This window comes from Pseudomonas cichorii, assembly GCF_003700275.1.
Taxonomy (GTDB): Bacteria; Pseudomonadota; Gammaproteobacteria; order Pseudomonadales; family Pseudomonadaceae; genus Aquipseudomonas; species Aquipseudomonas cichorii_B.
Genome location: NZ_RBRE01000004.1, coordinates 110,446 through 132,122, shown reverse-complemented (window position 1 = coordinate 132,122; position 21,677 = coordinate 110,446). Strand labels below are relative to the sequence as shown.

Annotated in this window: 20 protein-coding genes; 19 read left to right on the top strand and 1 reads right to left on the bottom strand. The window is 61.6% G+C overall.

Going from position 1 to position 21,677, the window contains the following annotated elements; translation table 11 throughout:
* Window positions 1-40 precede the first annotated feature (40 nt).
* Both ALQ04_RS01485 and ALQ04_RS01480 read left to right on the top strand, forming a co-directional pair.
* Entirely contained in the window at window positions 41-1,342 is a 1,302-nt protein-coding gene (locus ALQ04_RS01485; RefSeq protein WP_122313968.1) for a CitMHS family transporter, read from the top strand.
* A gap of 85 nt (window positions 1,343-1,427) precedes the next feature.
* Window positions 1,428-2,681 (top strand): OprD family porin, encoded by a 1,254-nt coding sequence (locus ALQ04_RS01480; RefSeq protein WP_122313966.1) that lies wholly within the window; start codon window positions 1,428-1,430, stop codon window positions 2,679-2,681.
* A gap of 11 nt (window positions 2,682-2,692) precedes the next feature.
* Here the strand turns inward: ALQ04_RS01480 and ALQ04_RS01475 are convergent, their stop codons facing one another.
* The gene (locus ALQ04_RS01475; protein ID WP_122313964.1) at window positions 2,693-3,187 is read right to left on the bottom strand and encodes a GNAT family N-acetyltransferase; all 495 of its coding nucleotides are present in this window, start codon (window positions 3,185-3,187) and stop codon (window positions 2,693-2,695) included.
* A gap of 377 nt (window positions 3,188-3,564) precedes the next feature.
* Between ALQ04_RS01475 and nirB the strand changes: the two genes are divergently transcribed.
* From nirB to ALQ04_RS01390, 17 genes are all read left to right on the top strand, one after another.
* Complete coding sequence (nirB, locus tag ALQ04_RS01470; protein WP_122313962.1) at window positions 3,565-6,126, top strand: nitrite reductase large subunit NirB; 2,562 nt, start codon at window positions 3,565-3,567, stop codon at window positions 6,124-6,126.
* Window positions 6,126-6,512 carry a nitrite reductase small subunit NirD gene (gene nirD / locus ALQ04_RS01465; protein WP_122313960.1) on the top strand — a complete coding sequence of 129 codons (387 nt, stop codon included), beginning with the start codon at window positions 6,126-6,128 and terminating at the stop codon, window positions 6,510-6,512. The genes nirB and nirD overlap by 1 nt, the downstream gene beginning before the upstream one ends.
* Before the next feature lie 119 nt (window positions 6,513-6,631).
* Entirely contained in the window at window positions 6,632-8,590 is a 1,959-nt protein-coding gene (locus ALQ04_RS01460) for a DNA topoisomerase III (protein ID WP_122313958.1), read from the top strand.
* Between the two features lie 286 nt (window positions 8,591-8,876).
* Entirely contained in the window at window positions 8,877-9,542 is a 666-nt protein-coding gene (locus ALQ04_RS01455; protein ID WP_122313956.1) for a response regulator transcription factor, read from the top strand.
* A complete protein-coding gene (locus tag ALQ04_RS01450) occupies window positions 9,529-10,908 on the top strand; it encodes a HAMP domain-containing sensor histidine kinase (RefSeq protein ID WP_122313954.1) in 1,380 nt (459 codons plus the stop codon). Before ALQ04_RS01455 ends, ALQ04_RS01450 begins: the two co-directional genes overlap by 14 nt.
* Window positions 10,909-11,041: 133 nt before the next feature.
* Complete coding sequence (locus ALQ04_RS01445) at window positions 11,042-11,242, top strand: Flp family type IVb pilin (protein ID WP_122313953.1); 201 nt, start codon at window positions 11,042-11,044, stop codon at window positions 11,240-11,242.
* A 23-nt stretch (window positions 11,243-11,265) separates the two neighbouring features.
* Window positions 11,266-11,823 (top strand): prepilin peptidase, encoded by a 558-nt coding sequence (locus ALQ04_RS01440; protein ID WP_122313951.1) that lies wholly within the window; start codon window positions 11,266-11,268, stop codon window positions 11,821-11,823.
* Between the two features lie 20 nt (window positions 11,824-11,843).
* Window positions 11,844-12,770 (top strand): Flp pilus assembly protein CpaB, encoded by a 927-nt coding sequence (gene cpaB / locus ALQ04_RS01435; RefSeq protein ID WP_122313949.1) that lies wholly within the window; start codon window positions 11,844-11,846, stop codon window positions 12,768-12,770.
* A gap of 57 nt (window positions 12,771-12,827) precedes the next feature.
* The gene (locus ALQ04_RS01430; RefSeq protein ID WP_221033381.1) at window positions 12,828-14,348 is read left to right on the top strand and encodes a type II and III secretion system protein family protein; all 1,521 of its coding nucleotides are present in this window, start codon (window positions 12,828-12,830) and stop codon (window positions 14,346-14,348) included.
* 14 nt (window positions 14,349-14,362) lie between these two features.
* Window positions 14,363-15,028, top strand: coding sequence for a CpaD family pilus assembly lipoprotein (locus ALQ04_RS01425; RefSeq protein ID WP_183142080.1), 666 nt, complete (start codon window positions 14,363-14,365; stop codon window positions 15,026-15,028).
* Window positions 15,029-15,038: 10 nt separating this feature from the next.
* Complete coding sequence (locus tag ALQ04_RS01420) at window positions 15,039-16,271, top strand: hypothetical protein (protein ID WP_122313946.1); 1,233 nt, start codon at window positions 15,039-15,041, stop codon at window positions 16,269-16,271.
* Between the two features lie 16 nt (window positions 16,272-16,287).
* Window positions 16,288-17,655 carry a CpaF family protein gene (locus ALQ04_RS01415; RefSeq protein ID WP_122313944.1) on the top strand — a complete coding sequence of 456 codons (1,368 nt, stop codon included), beginning with the start codon at window positions 16,288-16,290 and terminating at the stop codon, window positions 17,653-17,655.
* An 11-nt stretch (window positions 17,656-17,666) separates the two neighbouring features.
* Complete coding sequence (locus tag ALQ04_RS01410; RefSeq protein WP_122313942.1) at window positions 17,667-18,647, top strand: type II secretion system F family protein; 981 nt, start codon at window positions 17,667-17,669, stop codon at window positions 18,645-18,647.
* A 28-nt stretch (window positions 18,648-18,675) separates the two neighbouring features.
* Window positions 18,676-19,629 carry a type II secretion system F family protein gene (locus tag ALQ04_RS01405; RefSeq protein WP_122313940.1) on the top strand — a complete coding sequence of 318 codons (954 nt, stop codon included), beginning with the start codon at window positions 18,676-18,678 and terminating at the stop codon, window positions 19,627-19,629.
* Window positions 19,630-19,655: 26 nt separating this feature from the next.
* A complete protein-coding gene (locus ALQ04_RS01400; RefSeq protein ID WP_221033380.1) occupies window positions 19,656-20,537 on the top strand; it encodes a tetratricopeptide repeat protein in 882 nt (293 codons plus the stop codon).
* 8 nt (window positions 20,538-20,545) lie between these two features.
* On the top strand, window positions 20,546-21,058 hold the full coding sequence (locus tag ALQ04_RS01395; protein ID WP_122313937.1) for a TadE/TadG family type IV pilus assembly protein: 513 nt from the start codon (window positions 20,546-20,548) through the stop codon (window positions 21,056-21,058).
* Entirely contained in the window at window positions 21,055-21,633 is a 579-nt protein-coding gene (locus ALQ04_RS01390; RefSeq protein ID WP_122313935.1) for a TadE/TadG family type IV pilus assembly protein, read from the top strand. The genes ALQ04_RS01395 and ALQ04_RS01390 overlap by 4 nt, the downstream gene beginning before the upstream one ends.
* The last annotated feature ends 44 nt before the right edge of the window (window positions 21,634-21,677 follow it).

Below are 21,677 nucleotides of genomic sequence, written 5' to 3'. Positions count from 1 at the left end.
GCATTCGCTCGCCCATACATAACAACAAGAGACGATTCCTATGCTTGCCTTTCTTGGCCTGGCCATGGTGGTAGTGTTCACCTACCTGATCATGTCCAAACGCTTGTCCCCGATTGTCGCATTGACCATCGTTCCCATCGTTTTCGCAATCATTGGCGGCTTCGGCGGCAGCACCGGAAAAATGATGCTCGACGGCCTGAAAATGGTCGCGCCCTCCGCAGCCCTGCTGCTGTTCGCCATCCTGTTCTTTGGCCTGATGATCGACTCGGGCCTGTTCGATCCGCTGATCCGCAAGATTCTCAAGCGGGTCAATGGCGACCCGATGAAAATCGCCGTGGGCACCGCATTTTTATCGCTGACCGTTGCCCTGGATGGTGATGGCACGACCACTTACATGATTACCTGTGCAGCCATGCTGCCGCTGTACAAACGCATCGGCATGAACCCGATGATCCTCGGTATCGTATCGATGCTTTCCTTGAGCATCATGAGCGGCATGACGCCCTGGGGCGGACCTGCCACGCGGGCGATTGCCGCGCTGGGGCTGGATGCCGGCGAGTATTTCATCCCGTTGCTGCCCACCATGATCGGCGGCGCTGCCTGGGTGGTGTTCACCGCCTTTCTGCTGGGCCGCGCCGAACGCAAACGCATCGGCAACGTACAGTTGCAAGGCGCTGGTGACTGCTACATCGACGAGATTCTGGGCAACAGCCCGCACAAGCGTCCGAAACTGGCTTACGTCAACCTGGTGCTGGTCATCGCCGTGATGATTGCCCTGGTAACGGGCCTGATGCACTCGGCAGTGCTGTTTCTGATCGGTTTCGTGGTAGCACTGATGATCAACTACCCACACCTGGACATTCAGAAAGAACGCATTCTGGCCCACTCCGGCAATGCCATGACCGTGGTTCTGCTGGTCTTTGCTGCCGGGGTGTTTGCCGGGATCTTCTCCGGCACCAAAATGGTCGACGCCCTGGCGCAGACGCTGGTGAACTGGATTCCGGCCGAATGGGGACATCTGTTCCCGCTGGTCGTGGCCATCACCAGCATGCCGCTGACCTTTGTGCTGTCCAACGACGCTTACTACTTCGGCGTCGTACCGATCCTGGCCAATGCCGCAGCCGCCTACGGCATCAGCCCGCTGGAAATTGCCCGGGCCTCGATTCTCGGTCAGCCGGTGCATCTGATGAGCCCATTGGTGGCCTCGACTCTGTTGCTGGTCGGCATGATCGATCGCGACATCGGCGACTTTCAGAAAGCCACATTGAAATGGGCGGTGCTGACCTCACTGGTGATTACCGCCCTGGCCCTGCTGACCGGCGCCCTGACCCTGTTCGTCTGATCCAGCCCTGAAACACAACTGCTCACGGGTCCTGAAAAGGACTCGCGGATCACTGCACTTCCAATAACAACAATGAGTATCGAGCATGAGTATGTTTTTCAAACGTGGAGCGCTTTTTTCCTTACTGGGCGCCCTGCCCTGCGCCAGTGTCGGCGCAGCGGGCCTGGTTGAAGACAGCAAGCTGAAGCTGCAACTGCGCAACGTTTACTTCAACGAAAACTTCCGCGACGAAAACGGCCTGAGCGCGCGTGCAGCCAGCACCGCAAAAAGCGAGCGCAGTGAATGGGCGCAAGGGTTCCTGCTCGACTATCAGTCCGGCTTTACCCAGGGCACCCTGGGCTTTGGCATTGATGCGCTCGGGCTTCTGGGCGTCAGGCTTGATTCCGGCAAAGGCCGCAGCGGTACAGGCTTGTTGCCGGTGCATGGCGACGGCCGTGCGGCGGATGAGTTTTCCAGCCTGGGCGCAGCCGCAAAAGTGCGCCTGGGCAAAACCACGCTCAAGCATGGCTCGTTGCTGCCCAGGACTCCAGTGCTGATCTACAACGACGCGCGGCTGTTGCCGCAGACCTATCAGGGCACCCAGTTCATCAGTAACGACATCGAGAACCTTACGCTGACCGGTGGTCACCTGGATCAATTCAAGCTGCGTGACTCCTCGGACAGTCGCTCGATCATCCCCGACGGCTTTACCGGTAAAGGCGCGGATTTCACGTATATAGGCGGGGACTACAAGCTGGGCAAGAATATTCGCCTCAGCTACTTCCATGGCGAGCTTGAGGACTTCTACCGACAGAACTTTGCCTCGGTCCAGCACGATCTGCCCATCGGCAAAGGGGTGCTGACCAGCGACTTGCGCTATTTCCATAGCGTGGATGCCGGCGCGGCGCGGAGTGGCAAGATCGATAACGACATGCTCAGCGCACAGGCGAGCTACGCCCTGGCCGGGCACAGTTTCAGCGGCGGTTACCAGACCCTGAGCGGCGATGCGGGCTTGCCTTATATCAGCGGCGCAACCGTGTACTCGTTCAGTAACGTCGGGATCGGCAAGTTCATCGAGGAAGATGAAAAGACCTGGATGCTCGGTTATGGCTATGACTTCTCACGCATGGGCGTACCGGGCCTGTCGTTCTCGACCCGCTATCTGAGTGGCGACAATGGCAAGTCCGGCGCAGCCAGGCTGCACGAATGGGAGCGTGATATCGAGCTGGCGTATGTCCTGCAGGGCGGCACGTTCAAAGGGCTGGGCATGAAGCTGCGTAACTATGTCTACCGGTCGGATTATGCCCGGGGGCGTGACAGTAACCGGATCTACATCACCTATGAGCTTGCGCTCTGGTAAGTCCGGCAGCTTCAAGGCAGACACTGCATGTGCGTTGTCTGCCAGAGCGGATCGTCCTCAACATCAACCGTCACAAAACCCTGCTTTTCCCAGAAGCGGATCGCCCCCGGCAAAAACGGATGGGTATGCAGATACAACACCTCGACGCCATGGGCAACGGCCTGTGTCTTGAGCGCTGCGTATAACCGCCCTGCCAGCCCGGCGCCTCTGAACGGGTGGCTGACGAACAGACGCATAATCTCTACCGTGCTGCGACCTGTGTAGTCCAGTTGCGCGAAACGATGATCGTAAGGCAGATAACCGATGGCGGCGATGATCTCGCCTGCGCAGCGGGCAATCAGGAACTTGCCGCTATCGGCATGCAGATACACCCGCTCGAAATCCGCCAGGTCGGCCGGGAGCACAGCGGCATCGAGCATGGGAAAGATTTCGCCACGGGCGCGCATGACAAAGTCGATGGTTGCATGGATATCGGCAGGCTGGACTTCGCTGATGGTTATGTTCATGGCGGCGGATCGGGCTGGGGGATCGCAGGTTAATACAAATGTCGGGGCATTGTGTACAGGCTCCGTGGGAGCCAATTCGTGCGCGAACAAAACCCGTACAAACGCACAGATTTACAGCATGGCTGGCACTGACGCACCAATGCAAAGCGGGCATCCGCTGCTTTCTTCAGCCATAAACCCCTGAAAACAGGCGCTCTCGCAAACTGGCACAGCCTCTGCATAGTCATGCACAGGAATACTCGGGTGCATCCGGCAACGTGGCTTGATGCCCCCCCAAGACATTGATGAATGACAGGCAAAGGCGCCTGGAACCGAAAGGTTCCGGGCGCCTTTTTTTTGGATTTGAAAAACCTGATTGGCCTCGGCCGGGACTTGCTATGAACACCACAGTCTTCCCCCTCAACGATGTAAAGACCCTGATCGTCGTCGGCAATGGCATGGTCGGTCATCATTGCGTCGAGCAGTTGATCGCAGGCGGCGCCCTGGAGCATTATCGCATTCATGTGTTTGGCGAAGAGCGCCAGCGCGCCTATGACCGCGTGCATCTTTCCGAATACTTCACCGGTCGCGATGCCGAATCGCTGGCCATGAGCGATGCAAGCCTCTATGAACAAGCCGGGCTGACTCTGCACCTGGGCGTTCCGGTACTGGAGATCGATCGCGAGCGCCGCGAGATCATCACCTCTGAAGGCTGCTTCACCTACGACAAGCTGGTCCTGGCCACCGGTTCGTTCCCGTTCGTGCCGCCCATCGAAGGCGCCCAGGGCGATTCACGTCTGGTCTATCGCACCCTTGAAGACCTCGACACCATCCGCTATGCCGCTAGCAAGGCACGGCGCGGCGTGGTGGTCGGTGGTGGCCTGCTGGGCCTGGAAGCTGCCAATGCGCTGAAATCCCTGGGACTGGAAGCGCATGTGGTGGAATTCGCGCCACGCCTGATGCCCGTGCAACTGGACGAGTATGGCGGCGCGGCCCTCAAGGCGCGGATCGAATCCCTGGGGGTTGGCGTACACCTGTCGCGTGCTACCCAGTCGATCAGCGACGGCAAGCAGTACCGCTACCGCATGAACTTCGCCAATGACGAGTTCCTGGAAACCGATCTGATCGTGTTCTCCGCCGGTATTCGTCCGCAGGATGCGCTGGCCCGCCAGTGCGAACTGGAACTCGGCCCACGCGGCGGTATCGCGATCAATGAACATTGCCTGACCAGCGACGCGGATATCTACGCGATTGGCGAATGCGCGGCCTGGAACGGCAGTGTCTTCGGCCTGGTCGCACCGGGCTATCAGATGGCCCGTAGCGTTGCCGCGCAACTGTGCGAACAGGAAGCCGATTCCTTCTTTGGCGCCGACATGTCCACCAAGCTCAAACTGCTGGGCGTGGATGTCGGCTCGATAGGCGACGCCCATGGCGCACTGGCTGGCGCAGTCAGCTACCGCTTTATCGATGAGGCCAGTTCCAGCTATCGGCGCCTGGTGGTATCGGCCGATGGCAAGCAGGTACTGGGTGCCGTGCTGGTCGGCGACAACAGCTATTACGACACTCTGCTGCAATACGCCCAGAACGGCATTCCACTGCCTGCCGATCCTTCGAGCCTGATTCTGCCCCGTGGCGAAGGCGCACCGACGCTCGGCGCCGATGCGCTGCCAGCCACGGCGACTATCTGTTCCTGCCATAACGTCAGCAAGGCTTCGATCTGCTCGGCCATCGATGGCGGCTGTACCGACCTGGCCGCGATCAAGACCCAGACCAAGGCCTGCACCGGCTGTGGCGGTTGTGCGGCGCTGCTCAAGCAGGTTTTCGAGCACGAACTGATCGCCCGCGGCGTCAGCGTCGACAAGAGCCTGTGCGAACACTTTGCCTATACCCGTCAGGAGCTGTATTCGCTGGTCCGCGTCGAAGGCATCGAAACCTTCGAGGAACTGCTGACCCGCCACGGCAAGGGCGCGCATGGCTGCGATACCTGCAAACCGGTGGTAGGTTCGATTCTCGCTTCCTGCTGGAACCGTCCGATCACCGACGCTTCGCTGGTGCCATTGCAGGACACCAACGACACCTTCATGGCCAATATGCAGAAGAACGGCACCTACTCGGTGGTGCCGCGCATTCCAGGTGGCGAGATCACCCCGGATGGCCTGATTGCCATCGGCGCCGTGGCCAAGAAATACGACCTGTACACCAAGATTACCGGCGGTCAGCGCATCGACCTGTTCGGTGCGCAACTGCACGAACTGCCGGACATCTGGAGCGAGCTGATCGAGGCCGGTTTCGAGACCGGGCATGCCTACGGCAAGTCGACCCGCACCGTGAAATCCTGCGTGGGCAGCACCTGGTGCCGCTATGGCGTGCAGGACAGCGTGGCCATGGCCTTGCGCATCGAAGATCGCTACAAGGGTCTGCGCTCGCCGCACAAACTCAAGTTCGCGGTCTCCGGCTGCACCCGTGAGTGCGCGGAAGCCCAAAGCAAGGATGTCGGTGTCATCGCCACCGAGAACGGTTGGAACCTCTATGTGAGCGGCAACGGCGGCATGCGCCCACGCCATGCGGAACTGTTCGCCACCGACCTGGATGACGAAACCCTGATCCGCTACATCGACCGTTTCCTGATGCTGTACATCCGCACCGCCGACAAACTGCAACGCACCTCGGTCTGGCGCGAATCGCTGGAAGGCGGCCTGGATTACCTCAAGACCGTGGTGATCGATGACAGCCTGGGTCTGGCGGCAGAGCTGGAAGCGCAGATGCAACTGGTGGTCGATCGCTATGAATGCGAATGGGCCAACGCCCTCAAGGACCCGGAAAAGCTCAAGCGCTTCCGTACCTTCGTCAACGACAAGCGCAGCGACCCGGACGTGCATTTCGTCAAGGAACGCGAGCAGCGTCGTCCGGCCAGAACCGAAGAAATCGCCCTTATTCCCCTGTTCAAGGAGGTGGTCTGATGAGCCAGTCCAATATGGCCTATGCCGAAAAAACATCTGCGCCAGTCACGCATAGCCAATGGCTGCCGCTGTGCACACGCCGGGATCTGGTGGCCAACTCCGGCGTGGTAGCCTGGCTTGATGGCGCGCAGGTCGCGCTGTTCTATCTGCCTGAAACCGGCGAAGGCGAAAAGCTCTATGCCATCGAAAACCGCGACCCCAAGTCCGGGGCGAATGTCATCGGCCGCGGCATCATCGGGCAGATTGGCGGAGACCTGGTGATCGCCTCGCCGCTGTACAAGCAGCACTTTCGTCTGCACAACGGCTCCTGCGTGGAATACCCCGAGCAACAGCTCGAAGTATGGCCGGTGCGCCTGAATGGCGAACAGGTGGAAATCGCCATCTAGCCTGCCGCCCGGCAGGTCCTACAAGGTTTATCTGTATATCCATACAGATAAACCTTGCTCCCGACGCATTCAGTGTTCATCCTTACCGCCTTCAAGACCCGTCAATGAAAGCGGTGGTTATGCGGCTGTTTCTCTGCGAAAAACCCTCACAGGCCAAAGATATCGCCGCCGTACTCGGCGCGACACGGCGTGGGGACGGCTGCTGGATCGGCCCCAATGCCACCGTGACCTGGTGCATCGGCCACCTGCTGGAAACCGCGCCACCGGATGCCTACGACGCCCGCTACAAACGCTGGGTGCTGGACGACCTGCCGATTGTCCCCGACAAGTGGAAGATGCTGGTCAAGCCCCGAACCGCCAGCCAGTTCAAGGCTGTCAAACGCCTGCTGGGCGAAACCCGGGAACTGGTGATCGCCACCGACGCCGACCGTGAAGGCGAGATGATTGCCCGCGAACTGGTCGAACATTGCCGCTATCGCGGGCCGATCCAGCGCCTGTGGCTGTCGGCACTGGACGATGCCTCGATCCGCAAGGCGCTGGCCTCGCTCAAGCCCGGAGCCGACACTTTCAGCCTGTATCATTCGGCACTCGGCCGCTCCCGCGCCGACTGGCTGATCGGCATGAACATGAGCCGCCTGTTTACCCTGCTCGGACGCCAGTCCGGTTATCAGGGCGTGTTGCCAGTGGGCCGGGTGCAGACGCCAACCCTGCGACTGGTAGTGGATCGCGACCGCAGCATCGCCGACTTCGTGCCGGTGCCGTACTGGGCCATCGACGTCAAACTGCTGCATGAAGGTCAGGCATTCATCGCTCAATGGCGAGCACCGGCGGATGCCTGTGACGATCAGGATCGCTGCCTGAACCAGCCCCTGGCGCAACAGGCTGCAGAAGCCCTGCGCAATGCGGCCAGCGCGAGGGTCGTCAAGCTGCGCACCGAACGGATTCGCGAAGCAGCGCCCCTGCCCTTCGACCTGGGCACCCTGCAGGAAATCTGCTCGAAAAAGCTCGGCCTGGGCGCGCAGGAAACCCTGGATATAGCCCAGTCGCTGTATGAAACCCACAAGGTCATCACCTATCCACGCAGCGATTGCGGTTACCTGCCCATCAGCCAGCATGGCGAAGCGGCGGGCATCATTGCCGCACTGGGCAAGGCCGATCCGGCATTGAGCGAACTGCTCAGGCATCTGGACCCGCAACGCCGTTCACGGGCCTGGAACGATGCCAGGGTCAGCGCGCACCACGGCATCATTCCCACCGCCGCTGCCAGGGGCATCGAGCGCCTGACCGGCAAGCCGCGAGCGGTCTACACCCTGATCCGGGCACGCTATCTGGCGCAGTTCCTGCCCAACCATGAATACGACCGGACCCAGGCGGATTTCGAGTGCGCCGGGCAGGCCTTGCGCGCAGTCGGCAAACAGATTGTCGAACCGGGCTGGAAACGCGCCATGCCCGAAGCACTGGCTCCGGCAAAAGGCCGCGAAGCTCCGGCACCGCAGAACCTGCCTGCGTTGTTTCAAGGCTGCGACTGTGCGGTGAACGAGGTCATTCTCAAGGACCTCTGGACGCAACCGCCCAAGCCCTTCACCGAAGGCGACCTGATCAAGGCCATGAAGAACGTCGCCAGACTGGTCGAGGACCCGCTGCTCAAGCAGAAGCTCAAGGACACCACCGGAATCGGCACCGAAGCCACCCGCGCCGGCATCATCCAGGGCCTGCTGGATCGCGGATATCTGATCAAGCAAGGCAAGGCCCTCTGCGCGACACCCGCAGCATTCAGCCTGATCGATGCCGTGCCGCGCGCCATCGCCGATCCCGGAACCACCGCCATCTGGGAACAGGCGCTGGATATGGTGCAAAGCGGTGAAATGAGCCTGGAGGAATTCGTCGCCAAACAGGCTGCCTGGATGAGCAAGCAGGTCACTCGCTGTGTCGGCCTGCGCCTGACCATCAGCGGCCCGGCCAGCCCGGCCGGTGGCGCTGCGCCGTGGAAGAAGAAACGCAAGACCGGCACGCGCAAGGCTGCCAGCGGCACCGCCAGCAAAAGCAAGCGCCCGGCCAGATCGAAGAAAAAGGCCTGAGTTTCGCCGCAGTTGTTTGTAATGTTCTCCTTACATCCTCTCCAGAACCTGCAGAAAAAAGCAGGCCCTTGCCCTGAATCCGCACAGTAACCGCGACTCGCCCCTCTCTCCTTTCGCTGTAAAAAGACTGATTCCTGCCTTTTCTCTTGAAAACCGCGCATCAATATCGTATTCATTGTCCGACAATGATAATGATTAACATTTACCAACATTAATGAATCTTAATTGTTACAATCTGGCTTTCCGTTTGAAGATAACTGCCACTAGAAAAGGGAGCGGCACCAGCATGCGTGTATTAGTGGTAGAAGACGACATATCGGTCAGCCACTGGCTGGGCAGTAAACTGCATGCGTTCGGCCATAACTGCAAATTGACCCATGACGGCGAAGGCGCCCTGGAAATCCTGACCCAGGAAGCGTTCGACGTGGTGGTGCTCGATCGCATGCTGCCCAGGATGGATGGCATTGAATTGCTGGGCAAACTGCATGGCCGTTCCCGCCCTCCCGTACTGATCCTGTCGGCCAACGACCAGATCAGCGATCGGGTCGAAGGCTTGCGTGCCGGTGCGGACGACTACCTGGGCAAGCCTTTCGATTTCACCGAGCTGCTGTTACGCCTGGAGGTGCTGGCGCGCCGGCACAATCAAACCGCCATGGAAGAAGTCATTTACGTCGAAGACCTGCGCATCGACCTGGGCCAGCGCTGCGCCTGTCGCGCCGGACGCAATATCGACCTGACGGACAAGGAGTTCCGCCTGCTGCAAGTGCTGGCCGAGCATCCGGGCCAGACGGTCACCCGCACCATGTTGCTGGAAAAAGTCTGGGGCTATCACTTCGACCCGCAGACCAACCTGATCGACGTGCACATTTCCAAACTGCGCACCAAGATCGACAAAGGCTTTGAACGCAGTCTGCTGAGGACCATCCGTGCAATCGGCTATGAACTCGGCTAGTCGTTTCGAGCTACGCCACATCCTTGAAACCAGCAATTTCCAACAAGCCGCCACCATGGCGTTCGCCTGCCTGCTGGTGGCCCTGCTCTCGGTCATCGGCAGCGGCTACGTCCTGGAAAACGTGATGCGCAGTCATGTGCGGGAAATGATTCTCGCCGACGTACGCATCATGCATGAGCTGACCCAGAGCCGCAGCAGCCAGCAGGTGGCCGAACTGCTCAGGCAGCGTGAACTCTATGATCGTCGCAGCGAGCGCCACTCGCTGTTGCTGGACCCGCAGGGCAAGGTCCTGACCGGCGATGCGGCGATGCTGGACATCATGAACTGCATCGCCTCTAGGTGCCCCGATAACTGGCGAAACATCCGTAGCGAAAATATCCAGATCATGGGACTGGTGATCGAGCTGCGCGACGGTGGTCGCTATTTCAGCGCCTATGACCTGCAACCGATGCTCGAACGCACCCAGATCATTCCGTTGATGGCCGGTGCCGGACTGTTTCTGGTGCTGCTCGGCAGTCTGGTCCTGAGCCTGCGCTACAGCCTGCGCAAGCTGTACCGCATCGAGCGCATCCATGACGCCCTGAAACGCTTTGCCAGCGGCGATCATCAGGCCTTTCCGCCGCACAACCGCAGTGGCGACGAACTGGATCGACTGGCCACCGACATCTATCGCAATCTGGAGCGGATCAACAAGTTGATGGCCGAGGTCAAGGGCGTTACCAGTCACATCGCCCACGAGCTGCGTACGCCGTTGACCCGCCTGCAGAATCGTCTGGTCAGTGCCGCCGAAATCGCCACCGGCGATGTGCGCGAAGCATTGTGGATGGCCGCCGATGAAAGCGAGCGGATCCAGAGCCTGTTCCGCGCCGTCATGCGCGTCGGGGAAGTGGAAACCGGGCGCTGCGCCCATCTTTTCGAGGAGTTTCCGGCGCAGGATCTGCTCAACGATCTGCGCGAGTATTACTTGCCCATGGCCGATGAGCGCAACTCGCCGCTGGTGCTGAGCGTCGACCCGGGCTGCCGGATCTGGGGCGATCGCGCCTTGCTGTTCCAGGCCATGGCCAACCTGCTCGACAACGCCCTGAAATATGCGCCGCGCAACTCCACAGTGACCCTGTTTGCCCGGCATCGTCCGCTCTTCACCACCCTGGGTGTGGCTGATCACGGTGACGGCATTCCTGCCTCGGCAACCGAACAGGTCGTCGAACGCTTCCACCGCCTGCATACCTCCGGCGACATTCCCGGCAACGGGCTGGGCCTGACGCTGGTCAAGGCGATCTGTGAATTGCATGGCGGGGCACTGCGCCTGAGCGACAACCAGCCTGGTCTGCACGTGGAATTGCAGCTGGGCCGGGCGATTCCTTAACGCTTCTTAATGATCCCCGTCTTGCCGCTTAATGAGAATAAATCTTAGTATCGTTTCACCCGATTGAACCGACTCCGACCGCCGTTCATGCGGTCGGAATTACCCTTTCCGACATTCCACAAAGGCCTCTGGCATGCTCAATTCCATCAAGAAATTCCTCCAGGACGAAAGCGGTGTGACTGCCATCGAATACGGCATTCTCGCTGCCTCCATGGCTGCCGCCATCGGTTATATCTTCGGCTCCGACGGCCAGTTCATCGGCGCGCTCAAGGAACGTTTCGGTGGTATCGCCGACCAGATCCGCTCGACCAACAACAGCACCGGCAGCAACTGACGTAGCGCGCAGGATTCCCGCCCATGACCAGCCTCGTCGTCGTGCTGTTGCTGCCAGCCCTGTGCTGGGTGGTGATCACGGATCTGCTGTATCGCAAGATCCACAATCGACTGGTGCTGGTCCTGCTGGCGGGATGGCTGCTGCTGCCCCTGCTCGCCCCCTTGGACATTGGCCCGTTTGCCGGGCTTGGGGCCTGGCAGATCATCTCCGCCATGGGCTGGTCGACAGCCGGCGCGGCGCTGGTTCTGCTGGTCGGCTATGGCCTCTACATGATCGAGCGGGTCGGCGGTGGCGACGTCAAGCTGATGACCGTGCTGAGCCTGTGGATCGGCAGTGAAGAGCTGATCACCTTCCTGATCATCACGTCGCTGGTCGGCGGCATCCTGGCGCTGGTGCTGCCCACCCTGGAAATACTCGAAGCCGCGCTGGCCCGGGGCGTGATGTGGCTGATCAGACGCATGCCACAGAACGTCCTTGCCGTACCGATCATCTATGACGCGCAACGCCCCGCCGGTATCCCCTACGGCCTGGCCATCGCAGCAGGTGCGCTGTTTACCCTGTTGAATCCCATCCACACCTGAACCCACAGTAGTCGCACTCGATGAAAAAGAATTCGCTCATTCTGCTGACTGGGGCCATTGTCCTCGCCAGTGGTTCCGCCCTGCTCGCCCGGGCGTTGCTGGCACCGGCCAAGCAGCCCGAAGCCAAGGCTCAGGTGCAGCCTGCTGCGCCAAAGGAAATCACTCGTCAGGTGCTGGTCGCATCGCGCAACCTGCAGCCGGGAGACTTCATTGATGCCGGCAGCCTCGACTGGCAACCGGCAACCCCGCAAATGACCCGTTCGCTGTATTTCATCGAAGGCCAGGACAAACAGGATTCCCTGCTCGGCGCCACGGTGCGCCAGCCGGTCGATGCCGGTCAGCCACTGACCAGCAGCGTGGTCGTGCGTCCTGGCGAGCCGGGGTTTCTGGCTTCGGTCATCAAGCCGGGAATGCGCGCCGTGTCCGTGCCGACCAGCGCCGTGGAAAGCAACTTCGGCCTGGTGGCTGCCGGTGATCGCGTGGATGTGATCCTTAGCCTCAAGCGCGAACAGGAAACCCAGGCGCCGGATGCTGCCGCGAATTCCGCGCCGTTTCTTGCCGCACAGACCATTCTTCACGATGTCCGGGTGCTGGCGATGAACAACAGCACCCGCAGCGACCTGACGGTGCGCAAGGACGTGGAAACCACGCCCAACGCCAAGAGCACCAGCACGCGCCAGAGTTTTGAAACCGTGACCCTGGAAGTCGCACCGTCGGCAGCCGAGCAACTGGCCGTGGCCAAGGAAATCGGCAACCTGCAACTGGCTATCCGCTCCTCGGTCGAGCAGACCGAAGAAGAGCTGTCGGGCGGCGGCGAAGTCACCACGCTGAACAAGACCACGAGTATTTACCCCTCCCAGAAAAGCGCAGGCAAATCCGGGCCGTCGGCCACTGTGCAGCTCTTCAGAGGTAAAACCAGCGAAGTTCTGGATCTGGCGAAACACTGATCAGTTGCGAATCCCGGCCGGTGTAGCGCCGGCAGACGCCCTTACGGAAAACACAGCATGAAACGCACAGCGCAACCTCTGGCTTCGGGCCGGAACGGACTCTCCTTGCTGCTCGCCGGCCTCGGCTTGAGCGTAACCCTGGCCAGCCCGTCAGTGGTCATGGCCGAACCAGCGCCCGTGGACAACTACGATATGCCGGCCAGAACGCCGGTTACGCCGGTCATTACCCGTGCCCAGTTGCAACAGATCAGTGAAACCCAGACCGTCAACCTGACCGTGCGTCAGGGACGCCTGCTGCAACTGCCCCGCGCCGCCGCCAAAGTGCTGCTGGCCGACCCGGATGTGGCCAGTTTCCAGATGCCCTCGCCCAGCAGTGTATTTGTCTTCGCCCAGCGGGCAGGCGCCACCACGCTGTATGCGCTGGATGCCAACGACAACGTGATTGCCGCCATGCGTCTGGTGGCAGGTTTCGACCTCGAAGGCCTGCGCCAGCAGATCGAAAACGAAGTGGTCGGCTCGCAGGTCAGCTTCGTGCCGGCAGCCGGAGACGGCCTGATCGTGCGTGGTCATGTGCGTACGCCGCTCGAAGCCCGCCAGGTCATGGCCAGCGTCAAGGCCGCCGTCGGCGCCAGTGACAGCGCGGCCGGAGCAGCCGGTGGCGGTGGCGGTGGCGCTCCAGCGCCAGGAGGCGGCGGTCCTGCTGCGCCGCGGGTCATCAACCAGCTCAAGGTCGAGTTGTCCGCTCAGGTCAACATTCGCGTCCGGGTGGTCGAAGTGTCGCGCAACCTCAGCCACACGCTGGGCCTGAATTGGGACGCGGTCATGAACAGCGGCAAGTTCCGTCTGGCGACGGGCTCGTCCACCAGCCTGTTCAGTGCTGCCAACGCCGCCTCTTCGGCCGGCACCATCGCCGGAGCGACCCAGGCCGGACAACTGATTCGCAGCGCCAACACCATTGGCTTTACCGACGGCAATCTGACCGGGCTGATCAATGCCTTGTCCGTGGAAGGCATGGCCTCGATCCTGGCCGAGCCCAACCTGACCGCGATGTCCGGCGAAACCGCAGGTTTTGCGGCCGGCGGTGAAGTGCCGATCGTGGTGATCACCAACAACAACGTCAGCATCACCTACAAATCCTACGGCGTGATCCTGCGCATGACCCCCACCCTGCTCTCGCCCAACCGGATCAGCCTGCATATCGCCCCGGAAGTCAGCGACCTGTCCGATGACGGCGCGGTCACCCTGCCCGATGGCGGCTCGACGATCCCGGCGTTCAAGGTGCGTCGTGCAGACACCACGGTGGAACTCGCCAGCGGCCAGAGCTTCGCCCTCGCGGGCATGCTGCGCAGCAACGTTTCGCAGGAGGTCAGCGGCCTGCCTGGCCTCAAGGGCGTGCCACTGCTCGGACGCTTGTTCGAGGGTGAAAACAGCACCCAGGAAGACACTGAACTGGTGATTCTGGCGACCGCTTATGTGGTCGATCCGGTCACCGAAGGCGAATTGCAAACCCCGGGCCGCGGCCTGCCGAGCATGGAAGCGCAGATGCCGCGCCAGGCCAGCGCAGGGTACCTGTACTGATGGAGACCTTGAAAATGAAGCCTGTCACTTTGCGTCTGGCGCTGCTGGCCTGTCTGCCGTTGTTCATGGCTGGCTGCACGGCGCAGTACAACGAGCTGCGTGCCAAACGTTTTGCCAATACCCCCACGCCCACCGTGCAAGTGAATCCCAGCGCACTGAGTGTTTCACTCAACACGGTCAATCAAGGCAAGGGGTTGAGTGCCGAATCACTGGAAAACCTCAATACGATGCTGAGCAATCAGGGTCGCCTGAAAAACCAGAGCCTGACCCTGCAACCCTTCACGCCTGCAGGTGAGCAGATGGCCAAGCGCCTGGCGCGAGTCTTGAGCGAGCGTGGCGCCGATGCCCAGCGCATCATTCTCGCACCCATCCAGCTCAAGGCTGCCGAGCAGTCTGGCGGCTGGGATCTGCAGGTCATTTCCGAAGCCATGGTCGCGCAGATTCCCGATTGCCAGATCGCCAACCCCAACGCCTGGACCATGACGCCTTACCAGGCAGTCGGCACCCTTGGCTGTGCGAACCGCGCCAACATTGCGCGGATGGTCAGCGACCCGCGCGATCTGGTACGTCCGCGCACCCTGGACAGCGCCGATGGCAACCAGGCCAACAATGCCGTGCAGCGTTATCAGGAAAACAAGATCACCGAGCTGCTGGACATCGACTTCTCCCAGGACGACTGAGGACGCCGCCATGAACGACAAGACCAACCCTGTATTACCCAGCGGCGACAAAACCTTCCTGGCCCCGGTGCTGTTCGCCGCGGGCACGGCTGACCAGCGCACGTTCGCCGAGCAGATGCAGCGCCTCGGCCAGCCCGAAGCGCTGGTGCTCAGCGGCGGCATCGAGGCCGCCAAAAGCTGGTGCGCCGAGCAACGGGCCAGCCTGTTGCTGGTGGATCTGGATGGCGAACAGTTCCCGCTGCAAGCCATCTCCGAGCTGTCGAGCCTGTGCGATCCCGGCTGCGCGATCCTGGCCATCGGCAGCCAGCAGAACGTCGACCTGTATCGCGCCCTGACCCACAGCGGCGTGGTGGATTATCTGTGCAAACCCGTACCGCTGGACTTGCTGGCCAGCAGCCTGGAGCGGGCGCGCAATATCCATCAGCAACCGCAAACCAGCCAGGTGCGTACCGGTCGCAGCATTGCCGTAACGGCCTGCAGCGGCGGACTGGGCACCAGCACGGTCAGCGCCGGCCTGAGCCTGTTGCTGTCTCGCGAGCGCCATATTCCGGTGGCCGCCGTGGATTACGACCGGCACAACGCCGACCTGTCGCTGTTGCTCGGTGCCCAGGGCGATTGCGGCCTGGCTGCGGCCTTGAGCAGCAGCGAGATCGACGCCCGTTTTCTGCAACGGGCCATGAGCCGTCTCGACGACCGTCTGCATCTGCTGGCCCAGGAACCATCAGCCGAGCATTTCGCGCCTATCGACACCGATCACCTGCTGGAGCTGGGCGCCAACCTGTGTCGCCTGTTCAATCAGGTGGTCTGGGATCTGCCCTCCGGCCATCCACAGGGCGCGCTGGAAGTATTGCGGCATGTGGAAACCCGCATCCTGCTCAGCGAATTCAGCATCCAGGGCGCGCGCAATACCCAGCGTCTGCTCGAAGAAATCGGCGATGAAAGCGAGGGCCAGCAACTGCTGCTGGTGATCAACCAGCCGCGTGGCACTCACCAGACCGTAGCCCGCGAGCAGTTCGAGGCGTTCGTCGGCAGACGGATCGACCTGATCCTGCCCCACGCCGGACATGCGCTGGGCGACAGCCTGCTGGGCGGTCCGCTGAGCCTGGAAGCCGCACCGGCCTTTCGCCAAGCACTGCTGAATCTGGCGGATCTGGCCTGTGGCCGCAAACCGGGCAACGCAAGCATTGCGCCGTCGGTGCTGGCCCGCCTCAAAGGCGCCCTGACCCGTCGTAACGCGGCCTGAAGCAAGGAACCGGATCATGCTGATACGCAAGCCCAGAACCCTCGCCCCCGTTGCTCCGCCCTCGCCTGTGCAAGAAAGCAGCGAACCGGCCAGCGAGATGCACAAGGTCAACCCGACCAAGGCCAACCCGACGCTCAAGAACGCCGACAGCAGCGCCAATCTGAACCGGCGCCTGATACGCGGCTTTCTCTACGACCAGATCGACCCGCTCAAGGCTGCGGCCATGGGCCGCGACAAGCTGCGCCAGCAGATCGAAAGCCAGATACGGCGCATCTGCGATGAAAACCGCCTGCAACTGTCGCGCCCCGAAGAAGAACAGATCGCCAGCGAAATGCTCGACGAAATGCTCGGTATCGGGCCGATCCAGCCGCTGCTGGCCGACGATACGGTCAACGATATTCTGGTCAACGGTGCGGGACAGGTGTTCGTCGAGCGCTTCGGCAAACTGGAGCTGTCCAGCATCACCTTTCTCGACGAAGAACATGTGTTCAACACTGCCCAGCGCATCGCCGCCGGTGTCGGGCGCCGCATCGACGAAGCCAATCCGATGGTCGATGCACGGCTGGCCGATGGCAGCCGGGTCAACGTCATCACTTACCCGCTGGCCATCGACGGCACCACCATTTCCATCCGTAAATTCATGCGCCGCAACCTGACTCTCGAATCCCTCGCGGCACGCAATGCCATGTCGATGGAAATGGTCCAGGTGCTCAACCGCGCCATGATTGCCAAGCTCAATATCGTGGTGTCCGGCGGCACCGGTGCGGGCAAGACCACACTGCTCAATGCCCTGTCGCAGAAGATCAGCGAAGACGACCGGATCCTGACCATCGAAGACGCCGCCGAGCTGCAACTGCAACAGATCCATGTGGTGCGCCTGGAAACCCGTCCGGTCAGCGCCGAAGGCACCGGCAAGGTCGATCAGCGTGACCTGGTGCGCAACGCCCTGCGCATGCGCCCGGACCGGATCATTCTCGGTGAGGTGCGCGGCGGCGAGGCTTTCGACATGCTGCAGGCCATGAACACCGGGCATGACGGCTCGCTCTGCACCGTCCACGCCAACACCCCGCGCGACGCCATCATGCGTCTGGAAAACATGGTGATGATGGCCAGTATGCAACTGCCCATGGAAGCCATCCGACGCCAGATAGCCAGTGCCGTGAATCTGGTGGTGCAGGTCGAGCGCCAGCGCGACGGCGGGCGGCGCATCGTCTCGATCACCGAAGTCTGCGGCATGGAAAACGATGTGATCCAGACCCAGGAGCTGTTCGGCTTCAAGGTTCGTTCCACCGACAGCCAGGGCAAGATTCTCGGTGACTACGTCGGCAGTGGCCAACGCCCGGAGTTCTACAACCAACATTCGCATCTGTTTGGCGATCTTTGAGGGAACACTCCATGCAAGCCGTTCTCGATCTGCTCACCCTGCTGGTGTTCGCCTGCGTCATGTTCGCGTTCTATGGCCTGCTGAGCCTGAGCAAACGCCGCCAGCGAGCCGCAGACAGTGCCGCGCGCCTGGAGCAACTGCTGCGCGACAAGGTGCCGGTCAATGCGCCGAACAGCCAGGCCGAAAGCATCATGCGCGAAATGCAGAGCGCACCGCTGGGCAACGTTCCGGTCGTTGGCGTCCACGTTGCGCGTATCTGGGTCAACCTGAACCTGCTGGGCTGGCGCAAGACGCTCAAGGCCCGGGCCATCATGTTCGGCCTGGGCGGTTTCTTCGCCGGGGTCGTGATCGGGCGCGATACGCCCATGCCGTGGCTGTTCGGCAGCCTGATCGCGGTATTCGCCGCGGTTGCGCTGTTCACCCTGCTCTATCGTCAGGCGCTGGGCAAATACTACAAACAGTTGCGCCAGTCGCTGCCCGAAGCCATCGACTCCATCACCCGGACCTGCCGTGCAGGCGTGCCGATCAGCAATGCCTTCGCGCTGGTTGCCGAACACCTGAGCGGGCCGTTGAGCGTGGAGTTCGCGATCATCGATCACTGGCTGCGCCTGGGCGTTCCGCTGCGGCGGGTCATGCAGGATTCGACCCAGCGCGTACCACTGGCCGAATACCGCTTCTTCGCGGTGATCCTGATCATCAACCAGGAAGCCGGTGGCCGACTGGGCGAAACCCTCGACCGGCTGTCGGCCACCCTGCGCGACCGTCACGAGCTGCAACTGAAGATTCTGTCCAAGACCTCCGAAGCGCGCGCCTCTTCCAAGATCGTGTCATCGCTGGTGCCCGCCATGCTGGGCTACATGTACATCAATGCCCCTCAGGATTTCCGTTTTCTGCTCAATGACCCCACCGGCAACATGGTGCTGTTCTACGCCATCGCCAGCGTCACTCTGGGGCTGGTCATCAACCACTTGATGGTGAGCCGGGTCGGATGAAACCTCGTCTTTGCGGAGAACAACAATCATGAGCAACGAAACCCTGATTCTGCTCGCCCTCGGTGTGATGCTGAGCGGGATTGGCCTGGGCCTGCTCGGCTGGTATCTGAGCCTGTCGGAAAAAAGCCTGAACCTGCGTCTGGGGCGCAGCGAGGACAACCGCCAGCAACAGGTCCAGGCCAATATCCTGCGCACCGATCAACTGGCGCTGTCGGCCAGCGCCAAACGTCTGCTGCTGCCACTGGCTTCGGTCGGCGAGCATCTGGCCGGCACCGCCCAGGATCGTCAGCACCTCAATCGCCTGTTGAGCATGGCGGGCTTTCGTGCCCAGGCCAGTCTCGGGTTGTTGATGGTCGCCAAATATGCCAATGGCCTGCTGTTTCTCGGTGTCGTGCTGTTCGCTGTTCTGGATGCCCAGAGCCGTTTTGGCCTCAAGGGTCTGGCCATGGGCCTGATCGCCCTGTTCGTCGGCAGTACCCTGCCCGAAGCCTGGCTGAAATGGCGTGCAGCGCGGCGCGGCGGACGCATGGCCCGCTCGGTCCCGGATGGCCTGGACCTGATGGTGATCTGTGCCGAAGCCGGCTTGCCGCTGGGACGCATCATGCAGGTGGTGGCCCGGGAACTGGCGCTGTCGGCTCCCGAACTTGCGGATGAATTGCGCTACACCTTTGCCGAACTGCAAATCGTCAGCGACCGCTCGCGGGCCTTGCTCAACCTTGCCGAGCGCACCGGTGTGCGGGAAATCGAAAGCATGGTCGCCACCCTGATCCAGGCCGAACGCTACGGCACGCCGCTATCCCAGGCGCTGCGCACCATTGCCGATGAAAGTCGCAAGACCCTGGTGCTGGGCCTCGAAGAAAAAGCCGGAAAGCTGCCTGCACAAATGAGCGTGCCGCTGATGGTGCTGATCCTGCCGCCGATCATCGCGGTCATGGGCGCCCCGGCGATGATCCGTCTGGTCCGCGCCCTGGCGCAAAACTGATGCTTGCCTTGTCTCTGGAGAATATCGTGTCCTCACCTCTGTCCCTTTCACGCCTTGCCCTGTTTTCGCTGCTGATCGCCGGCCTGAGTGGCTGCGCCAGCCTGCCGGGTCTTGGCACAGACAAGTCTCAGCCACAGAGCAATGCGCCACTGAGTAAAAAGGAAAGCGCCGAAGCCCTGCGGCTGGCGCGCGTGCTGCGCGATAACGGCCGTATAGAAGCGGCTACCGAGGTCTACGCCAGAATGGACCAGCGCCAGCAGCTCGATCCGCGTGAGCTGCTGGAATACGCGAGCGTTGCCGCGCTGGTGCGCAAGCCGCAACAATCGCTGGAGCTTTACGGTCGTGCCCGGCATGCGCTGGGGGGTGCCGACAATCTCAGTGCATCCGAAAGCCTGATTACCTGCCTGGGCATGGGCCGCGCTCGCCTGGCCCTTAATCAGCTTCAGGCGGCGCTCAAGGATTTCACCTGCGCGCTCAAGGCCCAGCCGGACAGTACCGAAGGCCTCAATGGCCTGGGCGTGGCCAACAACAGCCTTGGGCAGACCGGGCAAGCCCAGCAATTGTTCCAGCAGGCGCTGGAAATCGACCCGTCCAACCAGCCTGCGCTGAACAATCTGGCCATGACCTACCTGAGCAGCAACCAGCCGCAGCAGGCCATCACCCTGCTACAGGGCGCCAGCCTCAACGCGACACCCAGCCTGGTGCTGAATCTGGCGCTGGCCCACTTGCTCAAGGGCGATAACGATCAGGCACGCCAGACCCTGAGTCGCAACCTGCCCGATGCCAATACCGAGGAGCTGCTGCAAGCCTTGCAGTCCAGCGTCGCCCGCATCCATGCCGGCTCACCTGCCGCAACCGAACTGCTCGCCGCCAGCCAGCGTCCGCTGGCCCTTGGCACGCCGCAGTGAAGCCGGGCATGCATGCGCTGCAAGGCCCCCAGCGCCAGCGCGGTGTGACGGCGGTGGAAACCGCGCTGATCATGCCAGTGATTCTGATTGGCCTGATGATGTTCTTCGAGCTGGCGCGCATTGCGCTGGTGGTGATCATCGGCAACCTGGCGCTGGACTCGGCGCTGGGCGGCCTGCGTCACGAAAAGATCGACCTGATGGCGACCGAGCAGTTGCAGCCGCTGATCACCGACAGAATCCTGCTGGCGTCCTACGGCTACCTCAAGGCCAACGAAATCCAGGTCGATGCCACGTCCTACAGCGCGCTACAGGTCATGGGCGGCGAAGAAGCCAATAGCGATGAATCCACCACGCAACTGCCCGACGGCAGCCAGCCGGTCATCGTCGTCAAGGTGAACCTGCAACAGACCTACATCACCGCACTGCCCAGGCTGCTCGCCCTGCCCGACCGCTTCACCTATGAGTACCGCCAGGTGCTGGGCAACCTCTACAACACTGCATTGATTGGTAACGAGCAATGATCAAGCGTACGCAGCAACGCGGCAGCGCCCTGCTGGAAACCGCACTGGCCCTGCCGATCATCCTCGGCACAGGCTTCATCTGCGCCGACCTTTACAACCTCAGCCGCGCCAAGGCCGACATGGAGCGCAGCACCTCGACGCTGTCGTCGATCCTGGCGATCCAGGACCGGCTGACCAGTGCCGGCCTGGAACAGTTGATCGACAACATACGCGGCCCGCGCCGGGACAATTATCAGATTTTCATCGCTCAGGTCCGGCGCAGCGGCGACGTGGTCTGGCATCTGCAACGCGGCCCGGCCACCGGGCTGTGCGACGACCCTTTCGGCGGCAGTTTCTACAGTGGCGAACTGCCCGAGAACAGCCCCACCTCATCGGGCTCCGAAGACCGGCAGGAAGACACGGTTTCGATGTTGGTCGTGCAGACCTGTCAGGCCAGTACCGAACTGGCCATGAGCAGTGACCTGTTCGGTGGCCGGATCCTGCAAAGCGTTGCCCTTGATCGCATGCAGAACAGCGATCTGCAACTGGCCGAGGACCTGGCGCAGGAAGCCGGTCTGGACAAGGAAAAGAGTTGATTAAGCCTTCTTAATGGAGCCAGCCTTGCTGCTAGTTGGGAAAG